Source organism: Aeromonas sp. R6-1 (assembly GCF_040908165.1).
In the GTDB taxonomy this organism is placed as follows: Bacteria; Pseudomonadota; Gammaproteobacteria; order Enterobacterales; family Aeromonadaceae; genus Aeromonas; species Aeromonas caviae.
In genome coordinates this window covers 266,750-280,736 of record NZ_JBFODF010000015.1, presented here as the reverse complement: position 1 = coordinate 280,736, position 13,987 = coordinate 266,750, and the positions used below count along the sequence as shown (strand labels likewise).

Genomic DNA, 13,987 nt, shown 5'->3' with positions numbered 1-13,987 from the left:
TCAGAGCACCACAACACGTGTCCTGCTGTCAATCATGCCTACAAGTAAAGACCAATAGTGCTGTTTGAGTATTTTATTTTCCCGGAAAAAATGCTGTAAAAACAAAGAGGCCACCCGATTGGGTGGCCTCTTCACAGGAAAGTTCGTTGTCGATTAGACGCGAACGAAATCCAGGTGAACCAGCTTGTAGCGAACCGGGTGACGCTGGATAGCCTTCACGTTCACTTTGACTTCTTCACCGTTGATGACCAGGGTCAGCTCGGAGGAGTAGAACTCCGGCTTCTCTTGGGCCAGGATCAGTTTTTTGTGGTCCAGGGTAACGGACACGGCTTCTTTGCCTGCACCGTAAACGATGGCAGGAACCAGGTCAGCATGACGCAGGCGGCGGCTCGCACCTTTCCCCAGGTCAGAACGGACTTCAGCTTGGAATACGAAAGACATAGTGATTATCTCTTTTAAGATGAATGTATGGTGTTGACTGCGACCGGTCAGCACCTCGCAAAACGAGCGCGAATACTAGCACGGGCCCGGAGGGGATACAAGGAAAGAACCCGCGTCACTCCTCTTTGGCCAAGAGGCACTCCACCACGCCTCTCGCCATCCCCTAACGCCCCTGCTCCAGACGGGCAAACTGCTGCTGTCGCTGGGCCGGGCTCAGGGCATCGAATTGCGCCAGAGTCTGCGCTGTGGGGCAATAGAGGCGCAGCCCGGCCTGCACCCGGATCCCTTTGACCATCCTGTCACGATTTTCCTGTACCAGCGCCAGCAGATAGCTGTAAGTATCCGAACCGCCGGCCTCCTTTGACTGAAGCTGGCTTGCGATACGCCACAGGGTCTCTCCCGCCGCCACCTGATGACAAACCCGCGAGGCCTCCCCTGCCGCCGTGGCGGAAAGAGTCAAGGTCGCCTGCTCAGGGGCAGAATCTGCGGTGGCCATGGGCTGTGCATCTCCCTGTCTTGCCAAGGCCTGGGTGGGGACCTGCCCCCCCAGCCGTGCGAGCAAGGGCTCCCCCAGGGGCATCCGTGCCTTCCTTTCCCGAGGCAGGGAGAACTCGGCGACAAAGGCGACAGCGCCCGGGACTTCGAACGAGGGGGCCGAGGAAGCGGCTTGCTGTACTGATTGGTGGGGCGCCATGCCATAGGCCATCTCATCGATGCGCTTTAGCCTGGCCAGGTAAGCCTTGGAGAGCTGGGCCTCCCCTTCGAACAGATCGAAGGGGGGCACCAGCCGGGCAGGAAAGAGGATCTGCCAGCGGCCATTCTTCTTTCTCTGTTCAAGTGGGGGAAACTGATTGCCCCGCCAGGCCGCAAAAATGGGCGGCACGGGGCGCAGCACCGGATAGAACTCCGGGTTGAGCTGCACCCAGGTTTGTTCCGCAATGGGTTGATACCCGCTGATGTTGACCAGTGCCACCCCCAACCAGATCCCCAGCATATGACGGCCTCCCTTCCCTTTGGCGTCCCGTTGCTTTCACACTATGGCTCAGAAAACAGATAGATAGCAGCTTAGCACTGGGCAATGGCGCTCTGCACCCGTTTATCCGAGATGGGGTATGGCGTCCCCAGTTGCTGGGCGAAGAAGGAGACTCGCAGCTCCTCGATCATCCAGCGAATATTGGCCACCTCGGTGGGAATAAGCTGGGATTTGGGGATCTTGGCGAGCAGTGCCTTGTACTCCGACTCCACGCTGTGCACCTTGAGCATGTAGACCCGATCCCGGTTGGGATCGATGGCCAGCTTCTCGAGGCGCCGCTCGATGGCCCGCAGGTAGCGCAGCAAGTCAGGCAGCCGTTGCCAGCCGGTCTCGGTGACAAAGCCCTTGTGGATGAGGTTGCCGAGCTGCTGCTGGATGTCCGACATGGCAAAGGCGGTGTCGAGCTGCATCTTGCCCTTGAGCCGTTTCTTGATCTCATGGGAGAGGGTCAGCACGGCTTCCACCTGTTTGGCAACCTCCACCACCGCATCGTTGAGCTCGGCGCGGACAAACTCCTTGAGCGCCTCGAAACCGGCTTCGTCCCACGCCATGCCGCCGTGCTGCTCAATCAGCTTGTCACAGCCACAGGCGATGCAGTCGTCAATCAGCTCGGCCACCTTGCCAAAGGGGTTGAAATAGAGCCCCAGCTTGGCCTTGTTGGGCAGCTTTTCCTGCAGGTACTTGATGGGAGATGGCACGTTGAGCAGCACCAGCCGACGCTGGCCAGCCCACATCAGCTGCTGCTGCACCACCGGACTCTCCACCAGCTGGATGGCGACCGAATCCTTCTGATCAACCAACGCCGGATAGGCTTTCACCTCGAAACCGCCCCGCTTCTGACTGTACTCCTGGGGCAGCTCGCCAAAGCTCCACAGGGTGAGGCCAGACTGCTCGATGTCATCGTCCGCCACTTGCGACAGGGTCTCCTGCACCTTGCCACGCAGGGACTCTTTCAATGCCTCCAGATCCTTGCCTTCCGCCACCTTCTTGTGCTTGTCGTCCACCACACGGAAGGTGAGTTTCAGGTGATCGGGCACCGCAGACCAGTCCCAGGATTCACGGGGCACGGTCACACCGGTCATGCGGCGCAGCTGACGCTCCATCTCGTCCAAGAGCGGCCCCTGTTCAGGGTTGATGCTGGCGAGCAGCGCATCGGCATAGTTCGGCGCAGGCACGAAGTTCTTGCGCATCGGCTTTGGCATCGACTTGATAAGGGCCACCAACAGCTCGTGACGCAGCCCCGGGATCAGCCACTCGAACCCCTTCACCTCCACCTGATTCAGGAGTGGCAGCGGGATATGCAGGGTCACGCCATCGGCGGCCTCCCCCGGCTCGAACTGATAGGTCAGCTTGAGCTTGAGGCGCCCCTGCTGCCAGAAGTTGGGGTAGTCGAGATCGCTGATGTGTGCCGCATCCCCCTTCATCAGCATCTCTTTTTCGAAGTTGAGCAGCTCGGGATCCTGCTTTTGCGCCTCTTTCCACCACTTGTCGAAGTGACGGCTTGATATCACCTCCTCCGGCAAACGGGCATCATAGAAGCGGAACAAGTCCTCGTCATCCACCAGGATGTCGCGCCGACGGGATTTGTGCTCCAGCGCCTCCACCTCGGCCAGGAGCTTGCGGTTATCGCTGAAGAAGCGGTGACGGGTCTCGAAATCCCCCTCCACCAAGGCGCGGCGGATAAACAGCTCGCGGCACAGCGCCGGATCGATACGGCTGAAGTTGATGGTGCGCTCGTTGACTAAAGTCAGACCATAGAGGGTCACCTTCTCCTTGGCCATCACGGCACCGTTTTTCTTCGACCAGTGAGGGTCGCTGTGGTGCAGCTTGATGAGGTGCCCCGCCAGCGGCTCCACCCACTCCGGTTCAATCTTGGCGTTGATGCGGGCGTAGAGGCGCGAGGTCTCCACCAGCTCGGCGGCCATCACCCACTTGGGCGGCTTCTTGAACAGGCCCGAGGCCGGGAAGAGGTGGAAGCGGCCATTGCGGGCCCCGAGGAACTCGGGCTTTTCCAGATCCTTGTTGCCGATATGGCTCAAAAGACCGGTCAAGAGCGCACAGTGCACCGTCTTGAAGTCTGCCGGTTCCTGGTTGGCTTTAAAACCCAGCTCTTTCACCGTCTGACGCAGCTGGAAGTGAATGTCCTGCCACTCGCGCACCCGCAGGTAGGAGAGAAACTCCTTCTGGCACATGCGGCGGAACGGGTTGCTGCCAAGGAGATCCTGCTGCTCTTTCAGATAGGTCCAGAGGTTAACAAAAGCGAGGAAGTCGGAATCCTTGTCTTCAAAGCGTCTGTGCTGCTCGTCGGCGGCCTGCTTTTTCTCCATGGGCCGCTCGCGGGGATCCTGAATGCTGAGGGCGGCGGTGATCACCATTACCTCGCTCAGGCAGCCGGTCTGCGCCGCACTGATCACCATCTTGGCCAGACGCGGATCAAGGGGAATGCGCGAGAGCTGGCGACCGATCTCGGTCAGCTGCAGTTTGGCTTCGTGATCGCCGGTGGCGGGCAGCTCGCGCACCGCCTCCAGCTCTTTCAAGAGGGTCAGGCCGTCCTTGATATGGCGCGACTCCGGTGGCTCGACGAACGGGAAGGCCTCCATGTTGCCAAGGCCGAGCGCCAGCATCTGCAGGATGACCGATGCCAGGTTGGTGCGCAGGATCTCGGGGTCGGTAAAGGCCGGACGGCCGTTGAAATCCTCCTCGGAGTAGAGGCGGATACAGATACCATCCGCCACCCGACCGCAACGCCCTTTACGCTGGTTGGCGCTGGCCTGGGAGATCGGCTCGATGGGCAGGCGCTGCACCTTGGTGCGCCAGGAGTAGCGGCTGATGCGGGCGGTGCCCGGATCGATGACGTAGCGAATGCCCGGCACCGTCAGCGAGGTCTCCGCCACGTTGGTGGCCAGCACGATGCGCCGCCCGGCATGTTGCTGAAACACCTTGTTCTGCTCGGCGTTGGAGAGGCGGGCGTAGAGCGGCAGTACCTCGGTATCGCGCAGGTTGAGCTTGCGCAGGGCATCGGCGGTATCGCGGATCTCCCGCTCGCCGTTCATGAAGATGAGGATGTCCTCGAGCCCCTCGCGTGCCAGCTCTTCTACCGCATCGAAGATCCCCTGCAGCTCGTCACGCTCTTCCAGCCCTTCGCTTTTATCACTGACTAGCGGGCGGTAGCGCACCTCCACCGGGTAGGTGCGGCCAGAGACCTCGATCACCGGCGCCTTGTTGAAATGCCGGGAGAAACGTTGCGGGTCGATAGTGGCCGAGGTGATGATCACCTTGAGATCGGGGCGTTTGGGCAGCAGTTGCTTGAGATAGCCCAGGATGAAGTCGATGTTGAGGCTGCGCTCGTGGGCCTCATCGATGATGATGGTGTCGTACTGGGTGAGCATCCGGTCGTTCTGGATCTCCGCCAGCAGGATACCGTCGGTCATCAGCTTGATGTGGGTCTGCTCGCTCACCTGATCGGTAAAGCGCACCTTGTAACCCACGTAGTGGCCAAGCTCGGACTCCATCTCCTCGGCGATGCGGGCTGCGACGGTACGGGCCGCCAGACGGCGCGGCTGGGTGTGGCCGATGAAGCCCTTGACCCCACGCCCGAGCGCCAGACAGATCTTGGGGATCTGGGTGGTTTTGCCCGAACCGGTTTCGCCGGCGATGATCACCACTTGATGCTCTTCAATGGCTTTGGCGATCTCCCCCTGCTTCTGGCTGACTGGCAGATTGTCCGGATAGGTGACCTTGGGCACGCCCGCCAGACGGGACTGATAGCGCGCCTGTGCCACATCCAGGTCAGCGGCGATGGTCTCGAGCACGGCAGCCTGCTTGGCTTCCGGCAGCTTCTTGACCCCGTGCAGTCGACTGGAGAGACGGCGGGCGTCGAGATTCATGCAGGCGGTAAGACGGCGGCGCAGCGCCTCGATAGAGAGAGACAAGGTACGAATTCCTTAAAAGAGTGCCCATCAAGGGCCATATCGATAGCTGGGGGAGATCCTAAAGAGCGAGGCTGGGCGGTGCAAGCCTTAAAGCGCCGCGCCAGCACATCAAGCCGGAGGCGTCATGACCGTCACGGATGAAAAGAGCAGGCCGGAGCCTGCTCTTTGAAAACAACCAGACAACACCGCTCAGACTCTGGCCTGATGCACGAAACAGGTGCCAAGCTGGGCGTGGATGGCCTGCATCACATTGTGGCGGTTGATGACCCCGAGCAGGCGCCCCTCCTCCACCACAGGATAGATCTTGGGCTTTTGACCCATCATCATCTCCGCCAGATCCAGGATGCTGGTGTCGGGGCCGACTGCCAGCACCTCCTTGCGCATCACATCCCTGACCTGGGCCACCTGTTCACAGTGGTAGGCCTCTTTCAACATGACGGCGATGCAATCCTGCTCGGAGACCCAGCCAATCAGATGTCCCTGGCTGTCCACTACGGGGCCGCCCAACTGATGACTGTTGAGAAATTTTTCCACCGCCGCCTGTACCATCATCTCTGCGCTGAAGGTGATGGGCTTGGTCTGCATGTAGTCCTTTGCCTTGAGTGATTCCATGACGCTTTCCCCCAACGAGCCTCCCGAGGGGAGGCAAGAGCCGGGCACTATGTCCGGCTCACTCCAAGCATAGTCCGCATGGATCAGGAGATGGATTGCAGCAAGAGCAAGAGCTCGTTCTGGCTGTGGCAGTCGGTCTTCTTGAACACCCCTTTCAGGGTGGAGCGCACGGTTTCCACCTTGACACCGCGCAGCTCCGCGATGTCGTTGCTGCTGTAACCCTTGCTCATCAGCACCAGCAGCTCCTTCTCGCCAATGGTGAGGGGATAGAGGCTGGCCAGCGCTTCGATGTCGGGGTTGAAGGCGTGCTCGGGGTCACGCAGCACCACTTCCACATAGCGTTCAAAGCGGCTGAGTCCGCTCATCAGGGTGCATTGGACCAGCAGCGGACGCAGGTTAGGCTGACGGGGAATGGACATATAGGCGCTGGCGCCGGGCAGCAAATAGGCAAAGCCATTGAGGATCTCCTTGAGCTGGCGTTGCTGCTCCTTATTCTGCAAAGAGAAAATGCCATTGATGGCCCGCAATTCCACATTTTCATCGGCGATACGGTTGAAGGCCACATTGGAATAATGAATATGCCCCTTGTCGTCTATGATGGCGCTGGGCTTATTATGGTTTTTCACCAGCTGTTGCAACTGATAGTTCTGGGTTTCCAGGGCCAGCAAGTTCCAATAATGGTGGCTCCAGGCCGCCAGTCCGGAATAGATTTCAGAGAGCGAGGTGAGGTCGCGACTACTGAAATCATCTTGCGCTGCACCACGGTAACTGCACAGGCCGCTCAGCCCCCTCCCTTTCACCTGGCAGACGCCGCCGGCGGCGAATTGGGCGCCGAAACTTGCCAGCAGGCCCACCGAGCTTGAAATGCTGTTGGCGCTGACAATCCCCTTGCACCCTTTATCCAGGTAATGGTTGAACCACACATCCTGGCGATGATGTTGCAGGTAAAACTGCTGCTGGGCCTCGGTCAGACCGCTGGAAAAAAGCTTTATTCCGTCGCTCTTGTCATCATCCCGCAATAAAAACAGGGATGAACTGCAGGAAACGTCGGCGCGAAATTGGTCCACGACGAGCTTAATGTCAGAATCATTAATACCGCACTCGTATAACTGGCTGATATAGGGCGATATCCTTTCTTTCTCTAATGCCTTCACACCCGAACTCCTAATTCTTATTTTTATTGAAGAGGCATCTTACTCTGCAATGGTATAGCCGAAAAGTAGTCAAATGAACAAAGGGTTTATGATTTATTCATAAATAGTCATGAATATAGGCTCATGAATGAATATGACCAGAAAGGGTAAATAGCCGCTCATGTTTTTCCTGGCGCTGGTCGCTTACTTTCCTGTTTTGCCTCTTGATGCCTCACCACCCACTCGCCATCCCGGCCCCTCTTCCCCCCAAGATCACGCTTTTCAACCTTGGGGTCATCTGCATCCACACCGATTCACATGTTGCATTTTGGTGACTTTGGTGTTTCCATTTTGAGCGCCGGACGATATTGTATATACAAATCATCCCCTCAATGGAATTGAACCATGCGGATAACAAGGAGAGAAAATGGAACCTGAACACACGCTCACTGCACCGGCAGGATCAGGGGCCGGCATCAAGCTGCTGCTGGCCAGTCTGCTTGGCATCGCCATCTTTTTTGTTCCCTTCGAGCTTGGCGGGCGCAGCACCATAGTGGTGGATCACCTGGCCGGCTTTCTGATTGCCCAGCGCCCCCTTGCCCTGACCCTCATTCTCTTGCTCATCGCCTATGGCGCCATCACCCCCTTGCTGGATGGCCGCTGGCGCGCCCGTCCCATCGACAGGGTATTGAGCCTGTTCAAGCTGCTCGGGCTGGCCCTGGCCATTTTGTATGTCACAGACTGGGGCCCTGCCTGGTTGATGACCCCGGATCGCCTCCCCTTCCTGTTCGATAAACTGGCCATGTCTGTGGGTCTCATCGTGCCTATCGGCGCCATGGCCCTGACCTTCCTGCTCGGTTTCGGCCTGCTGGAATTCATCGGGGTGCTGATGCAACCTGTGATGCGCCCCCTGTGGCGCACGCCGGGTCACTCCGCCATCGATGCCGTCGCCTCTTTCGTCGGCAGCTACTCGGTGGGCCTGCTCATCACCAACAGGGTCTTCCTCGCGGGCAAGTACACGGTGCGAGAAGCCGTCATCATCGCCACCGGCTTCTCCACCGTCTCGGCCGCCTTCATGATCATCGTGGCCAAGACCCTCAACCTGATGGGACACTGGAACTTCTACTTCTGGTCCACCCTGGTGATCACTTTCGTCATCACCGCCATCCTGGCGCGTGTTCCTCCCATCAGCCGCCTGGCTCACCATGGGGAGACCGACGAGCCGCTACCGGCTGGCATGAGCCGCTGGCAGGCGGCCCTCACCTGCGGCCTGACCCAGTCCCACCAGGCTGATCCCCTGCTGCGGCAATTGAAGGACAACCTCAGGGACGGTCTTCACATGGCCGCTGCCGTGGTGCCCACCATACTGTCCGTCGGTCTGCTGGGCCTGCTGCTGGCAAAGCACACTCCCCTGTTCGATCTGCTGGGCTGGCTGCTCTGGCCACTGACCTGGCTGCTGGATCTCGGCGAGCCGCTCGCCACCGCCAAGGCCCTCTCTGCCGGTCTGGCCGAGATGTTCCTGCCCGCCATCCTGCTCAAGGATGCCGACCTGCTGGTGCGCTATGTCGCGGCCGTGGTTTCGGTCAGCTCGGTGCTCTTCTTCTCTGCCTCCATCCCCTGCATCCTGGCCACCCGGATCCCGGTGAGCGTGGGACAGTTGGTGGTGATCTGGCTGCTGCGCACCCTGCTTGGCATCCTGCTGGCCGCCTTGTGCGGCAGGCTGGCGCTGGCCCTCGGCTGGCTCGGTTGACCAAGGCTCATAAAAAAAACAAAGCGCCATCAGGCGCTTTGTTTTTATCGGGATTGTCTCAGGGGGCGATGACGGCGAACCGGCCGCTGTTGAAATCATCTATCGCCTGATGGATCTCTGCCTCGCTGTTCATGACAAAGGGACCATAACCCACGATGGGTTCATCGATGGGCTCGCCACTTAGCAGCAACAAGCTGGCCTCGCCCTCCGCCTCCAGCATGAACTCCTCCCCGTTGGGATCGAGCAGCACCAGTTGTGCTTCGCCCGCGCGCTCCTGACCGTTGATCAAGAGAGAGCCCTTGAGCACCACCAAGGCGCTGTTCCATCCCGCTACCGCCGGCAGCACCACGCTGGCCCCGCCCTTGAGCCGCAGATCCCAGATGTTCATGGGCGAGAAGGTTCGGGCTGGCCCCTCTACCTCGCCTTGTTGCAACCCGGCATCGTTCCCGGCGATGATGCGCACCCGCACATCGCCCTCCTTGAGGCTCAGTTGCGGGATGGTGTCGCTGGTGATGCCCTGATAACCGGGCGTCGACATCTTGTGTTTGGCGGGCAGGTTGACCCACAGCTGCACCATGTCGAGGGTGCCACCACGACGGGTGAACCCCTGAGAGTGGAACTCGTCGTGCATGATGCCGGCGGCGGCCGTCATCCACTGCACGTCTCCCGGACCGATGATCCCCCCCTGGCCGGTCGAGTCGCGATGGGCGACCTCCCCTTCATAGACGATGGTGACCGTCTCAAAACCACGGTGCGGGTGTTCCCCCACGCCCCTGGCATGATCGGCGGGCTCGAAATGTGCCGGGCCAGCCCTGTCCAGCAGCAGGAAGGGGCTCAAGGCGCGGCCATGGGTCTGATACGAGAACAGCGAGCGAACCGGGAATCCGTCGCCGACCCAGTGTTGTCGAGGGGCGCTGTAAATACCGATGACTCTTTTCATGATGCTCTCCTGGGTGATCGTCACGGGATGTGCCGTTGCTCGCATTGTGAGTCTGGAACGCTGCGTCCGGTAGACGTAAAATTTGCCATCAGCGTCCTATTTTGTGAACGATAACCCCATGCAACAGGATCTCAACGACCTCTATTTCTATGTCCAGGTGGTGGATCACGGGGGCTTTGCCCAGGCCGGCAGGGCCCTCGGCATGCCCAAATCCAGGCTCAGCCGCCGCATCGCCATGCTGGAGGAGCGACTCGGGGTGCGTCTTATCCAGCGTTCCACCCGCAGCTTCACCGTCACCGAACTCGGGCAGGCTTATTACACCCGTTGCCGGGCCATGCTGGTGGAAGCCGATGCGGCGCAGGATCTCATCGCCGCGACCCAGAGCGAGCCTTGCGGTCTGGTGCGCATCGCCTGCCCCATCGATCTGCTGCACGCCCACGTAGGGAGGATGCTGGTCTCTTTCGCCCTGGCCCATCCCAGCGTCAAGGTGCAGCTCGTCGGGGTCAACCGGGCGGTGGATCTGGTCGCGGAGGGGTTGGACATGGCGCTCAGGGTGCGGCCACTGCCCCTGGAGGACAGCGATCTCGCCATGCGGGTGCTGGGTTATGCAACCCAGTGTCTGGTGGCAAGCCCGGCCCTTGTCGCGTCACTCGGCATGCCCCGGGCCCCCGCAGATCTGCTGTCATGGCCGAGCCTCGGTCATGGCGCCAGCCTGGAAGGCCATCACTGGACCCTGCTGGGCCCCGATGGGGCCCGAGTCAAACAGCACCACAACCCCCGCTTTGCCACCACCGACATGCAGACATTGCGTCAGGGGGCGATCGACGGGCTCGGGGTCGTGCAACTGCCCACCATGATGATGAATGAGCCCCTGGCCGATGGCCGGCTGGTGCGTCTGCTCCCCGATTGGGCACCGCGCCAGGAGGTGATCCACGCGGTCTTCCCCTCACGCCGCGGTCTGCTGCCTGCCATCCGCGCCCTCATCGATCATCTGGTCGAGGGCTTCTCCCCCCTGGGGCAGGCAAGTACGCCGCCCCCGCCATGATCTGTGCATGGCCGTTCCCGGGTGTGCTGACATGCAAAAGGCCAGAGCTTGGCTCTGGCCTTTTCATTTTTCCCCTTCCCAGAGGAGGGGAAACGGATACGGGCAGGATCCTCAGAAGGGCATTTTGAAGCCCGGGGGCAATTGCATGCCGCCGGTCAGCTCGCCCATCTTGGCCTTGTTCTGCTCTTCCACGCGGCGCACTGCGTCATTGACGGCGGCGGCGACCAGATCTTCCAGCATCTCCTTGTCATCTTCCATCAGGCTGGGATCGATCTCGATACGACGCACGCTGTGGCTGCCGGCCATGGTCACCTTGACCATGCCTGCTCCCGCCTCGCCGACCACTTCCATCTGGGCCAGCTGCTCTTGCATCTTCTGCATGCGCTCTTGCATCTGTTGGGCCTGTTTCATCAGGTTACCCATTCCACCTTTACCAAACATAGATCGTCTCTCGTCTTGAAATCCGGCATCCAGCGCCGGGCTGTGGGTTCATCTGCCCTAAGTGGGGGCAGCCAAAAGTCTTTTCAACCGGGGACAAACCCCGGCACGGTTTTTTCACCGCAATTCAGCGACTCAGTGGTTCGATGCTCTCGGGATGGAGCACGGCGCCGAAACGCTGCTGCAAGAATTGTACGTTGGGATCCGCCGCCAGATCCCGGCTCACCTGTTCACGCACCCCGAGATAGAGACGGTGCTCTATCTCGAGCGGCGTCTCCCGCGCGGGATCCGAGCCCAGGGTCACATCGATGTGAACCGGGCCGCCCAGCTCGGGACCGATGAGCTCGGCCAGATCGGCGCGGGCCTTGTCGCTCACCAGATGGCGCTGCTCGGGTTTGAGCAGCAGGGAGACCCGATTGCCTTCCCGGGTCATCACCGCGTTGATGGCCAGTTGACGCAGCCGACCACCCACCCCAGTGCGGGCGATGAGCTCGGCCCAGGCGTCCCCGCAATTGACCAGCAAGGACGAGGGGATCAGACGGGCGACCTCCCCCTCCTCCTCGGGTTGTTCGTCGCTTTCCAGCGCATCCCAGTCGATGGTCTCCATCAACGCAATGGCGGGCTGAGGCTCGCTGGCGACCACTGGAGGCGCGGCAGGCACCATAGCGGCAACAGCAGGTGCCGCCGCATCCGCGCTGCCGACGTCAGCGCCCAGATCCCAGGGCGGCAGATCCTCCTGCGAAGGAGGAGCCATGGTGGCGGGAGCTGGCTGGGCGGAAGTCACTGCCCGCGTGGGCAACGGGGCACTGGCAAACCCCTCGTCAAACCCCTGACTCAGATACTCTTCGTAGTCACTGGCCCCCTCTTCATAGGCATCGAGAGGGGGCAGGTCGTCATACCCTGTTTGCAAGGCAGGTCCCTGCCCCGGCATCTCGGGCCGCGCCGCTGGTTGCACCTCGGCCTGGGGCGAAGTCGCGACGGCAGGCATCGGGGCCGGTTTGGTCGCGGCCACCGGTTTGACGGGAGTGACCCGGGCAGGCGCGGCGTTTGCACTCTGCTCGCCACGCAGGCGGCTTCGCAGCAGATTGCGCTTGCCAAGCAGGCTCTGCATGCTGGAGGTCGAAGAGATGGCGACGTCTTCCCCTTGGACCTCAACCTGCTGCGTCAGCCCGGTGTCATCCGCCGCCAACGGCGCAGAGGCAGGCTCTGCAGGCGGACTGGCGGGCACCGCGGCCTCGTAGCCCATCCGTTCGGCCTCGCGCAGCAGCTCATCCTGCTCGGCAAAGAGCGGATCCAGCACTGCGCCCTCTTCCGCCTTGGGTGCGGGGGCGACGTGCTCGGCCGCAAGGACCGATGCTGGCGCGGCGGGAGCCTGTGGTGCTGCGCTGGCAGCCGGGGCCGGCTCAGCCCCCTGGGGCTTTCCCGGCAGGAGCGGCGCGCTTTCCCTCGCAGCCGCCATCACGCCGGAGTGCCCTGTCATGAGAGGCTGGGCCGCCAGGTTGGCGGGATGAACCACCTCGCGCCGGGGAGAGAAGGCCAGCATCCGCAGACAGGTCATCTCCAGTGCGGTGCGCCCGTCAGGGGCCCAGGGCAGATCCTTGCGCCCCCCCAGCACGATTTGATAGCAGAGCTGCACCTCTTCCGGGCTCATGGCTCCGGCGAGCTGCAGCAAGGCATCGGCATCCGCCCCCTGCTCCTGCACGCTCGCAGGCAGCAGTTGCGCCATGGCCACCCGATGGAGCAAGGCTTCCAGCTCGGCGTGAAGCTGGTCGAAATCCGGCCCCAGGGTAGCAATCTCGGTGATCTTGGCCATGGTGGCCGGGGCATCCTGGCGCAGCACCGCCTCCAGCAACTGGTGCAGGTGGTGATGATCGAGGGTCCCCAGCATGGTGAGCACGCTCTCCAGGCGCACGCTACCGTTGCCGTGGGCCAACGCCTGATCGGTGAGGCTCAGGGCATCGCGCATGCTGCCATCGGCCGCCTTGGCCAGGGCCAGCAGGGCGCGAGGCTCGAAGGGTTGCCCCTCCTGATCCAGCACCCATTCGAGCTGCCTGGCGATCTGGGTCTGATCCAGACTCTTCAGATGAAACTGCAGGCAGCGCGAGAGGATGGTGATCGGCAGCTTCTGCGGATCCGTGGTGGCCAGCAGGAATTTCACATAGGGGGGCGGCTCTTCCAGGGTTTTGAGCAGCGCATTGAAGCTGTGGCGCGACAGCATGTGCACTTCATCGATGAGGTACACCTTGAAACGACCACGGGCCGGACGGTACTGGACATTGTCGAGCAGCTCTCGGGTGTCTTCCACCTTGGTGCGGGACGCCGCATCGATTTCCAGCAGATCGACGAAATTGCCCTGATCGATCTCGCGGCAGGTATCGCACACACCGCACGGATGGCTGCTGATCCCCTGCTCGCAGTTGAGGCTCTTGGCCAGGATGCGGGCGATGGTGGTCTTGCCCACCCCGCGGGTCCCGCTCAGCAGGTAGGCATGGTGAAGCCGCCCCTGATCCAGGGCATTGGTCAGGGCAGTCAGCACATGTTGCTGGCCGACCACTTGTTCAAACGTATGGGGGCGCCATTTGCGCGCCAAAACCTGATAGCTCATAGATCTCGATGCTGGGAAACGAGGCATTGAGGCTGGATGCTAACACAAATGGAGGGCT

The 13,987-nt window shown here is 61.1% G+C and carries 10 protein-coding genes; 2 read left to right on the top strand and 8 right to left on the bottom strand.

The window, feature by feature from the left end; all coding sequences use genetic code 11:
- Positions 1-153: 153 nt before the first annotated feature.
- The 5 genes from rplY to AB5Y68_RS03760 all read right to left on the bottom strand — a co-directional run bounded on the left by rplY (position 154) and on the right by AB5Y68_RS03760 (position 7,172).
- Positions 154-441 carry a 50S ribosomal protein L25 gene (rplY, locus tag AB5Y68_RS03780; RefSeq protein WP_010674717.1) on the bottom strand — a complete coding sequence of 96 codons (288 nt, stop codon included), beginning with the start codon at positions 439-441 and terminating at the stop codon, positions 154-156.
- A gap of 163 nt (positions 442-604) precedes the next feature.
- Positions 605-1,435 (bottom strand): hypothetical protein, encoded by an 831-nt coding sequence (locus AB5Y68_RS03775; protein ID WP_039039147.1) that lies wholly within the window; start codon positions 1,433-1,435, stop codon positions 605-607.
- Between the two features lie 71 nt (positions 1,436-1,506).
- Positions 1,507-5,406, bottom strand: coding sequence for an ATP-dependent RNA helicase HrpA (hrpA, locus tag AB5Y68_RS03770; protein WP_368206919.1), 3,900 nt, complete (start codon positions 5,404-5,406; stop codon positions 1,507-1,509).
- A 189-nt stretch (positions 5,407-5,595) separates the two neighbouring features.
- Positions 5,596-6,018 carry a CBS domain-containing protein gene (locus AB5Y68_RS03765; protein WP_010674714.1) on the bottom strand — a complete coding sequence of 141 codons (423 nt, stop codon included), beginning with the start codon at positions 6,016-6,018 and terminating at the stop codon, positions 5,596-5,598.
- A gap of 83 nt (positions 6,019-6,101) precedes the next feature.
- Positions 6,102-7,172, bottom strand: coding sequence for a helix-turn-helix transcriptional regulator (locus AB5Y68_RS03760; RefSeq protein ID WP_039039145.1), 1,071 nt, complete (start codon positions 7,170-7,172; stop codon positions 6,102-6,104).
- 406 nt (positions 7,173-7,578) lie between these two features.
- Between AB5Y68_RS03760 and AB5Y68_RS03755 the strand changes: the two genes are divergently transcribed.
- Positions 7,579-8,901 (top strand): YjiH family protein, encoded by a 1,323-nt coding sequence (locus tag AB5Y68_RS03755; RefSeq protein ID WP_010674712.1) that lies wholly within the window; start codon positions 7,579-7,581, stop codon positions 8,899-8,901.
- Between the two features lie 58 nt (positions 8,902-8,959).
- Here the strand turns inward: AB5Y68_RS03755 and AB5Y68_RS03750 are convergent, their stop codons facing one another.
- Entirely contained in the window at positions 8,960-9,841 is an 882-nt protein-coding gene (locus AB5Y68_RS03750) for a pirin family protein (protein ID WP_039039144.1), read from the bottom strand.
- Positions 9,842-9,959: 118 nt separating this feature from the next.
- Here AB5Y68_RS03750 and AB5Y68_RS03745 point away from each other — a divergent pair, with 118 nt between their 5' ends.
- Positions 9,960-10,886 carry a LysR family transcriptional regulator gene (locus AB5Y68_RS03745; protein ID WP_039039143.1) on the top strand — a complete coding sequence of 309 codons (927 nt, stop codon included), beginning with the start codon at positions 9,960-9,962 and terminating at the stop codon, positions 10,884-10,886.
- Positions 10,887-10,997: 111 nt separating this feature from the next.
- Here AB5Y68_RS03745 and AB5Y68_RS03740 read toward each other — a convergent pair whose 3' ends face one another.
- Both AB5Y68_RS03740 and dnaX read right to left on the bottom strand, forming a co-directional pair.
- Positions 10,998-11,327 carry a YbaB/EbfC family nucleoid-associated protein gene (locus AB5Y68_RS03740; RefSeq protein ID WP_005301028.1) on the bottom strand — a complete coding sequence of 110 codons (330 nt, stop codon included), beginning with the start codon at positions 11,325-11,327 and terminating at the stop codon, positions 10,998-11,000.
- A gap of 124 nt (positions 11,328-11,451) precedes the next feature.
- Positions 11,452-13,929: a DNA polymerase III subunit gamma/tau gene (dnaX, locus tag AB5Y68_RS03735; protein WP_039039142.1), complete on the bottom strand. Its 2,478-nt coding sequence runs from the start codon at positions 13,927-13,929 to the stop codon at positions 11,452-11,454.
- Between the last annotated feature and the right edge of the window lie 58 nt (positions 13,930-13,987).

Bases quoted from the DNA above. Each gene is read 5' to 3' on its own strand.
- rplY (WP_010674717.1), bottom strand. From the start codon at position 441: ATGTCTTTCGTATTCCAAGCTGAAGTCCGTTCTGACCTGGGGAAAGGT.
- dnaX (WP_039039142.1), bottom strand. From the start codon at position 13,929: ATGAGCTATCAGGTTTTGGCGCGCAAATGGCGCCCCCATACGTTTGAA.
- AB5Y68_RS03775 (WP_039039147.1), bottom strand. From the start codon at position 1,435: ATGCTGGGGATCTGGTTGGGGGTGGCACTGGTCAACATCAGCGGGTAT.
- AB5Y68_RS03750 (WP_039039144.1), bottom strand. From the start codon at position 9,841: ATGAAAAGAGTCATCGGTATTTACAGCGCCCCTCGACAACACTGGGTC.
- AB5Y68_RS03740 (WP_005301028.1), bottom strand. From the start codon at position 11,327: ATGTTTGGTAAAGGTGGAATGGGTAACCTGATGAAACAGGCCCAACAG.
- AB5Y68_RS03745 (WP_039039143.1), top strand. From the start codon at position 9,960: ATGCAACAGGATCTCAACGACCTCTATTTCTATGTCCAGGTGGTGGAT.
- AB5Y68_RS03755 (WP_010674712.1), top strand. From the start codon at position 7,579: ATGGAACCTGAACACACGCTCACTGCACCGGCAGGATCAGGGGCCGGC.
- AB5Y68_RS03765 (WP_010674714.1), bottom strand. From the start codon at position 6,018: ATGGAATCACTCAAGGCAAAGGACTACATGCAGACCAAGCCCATCACC.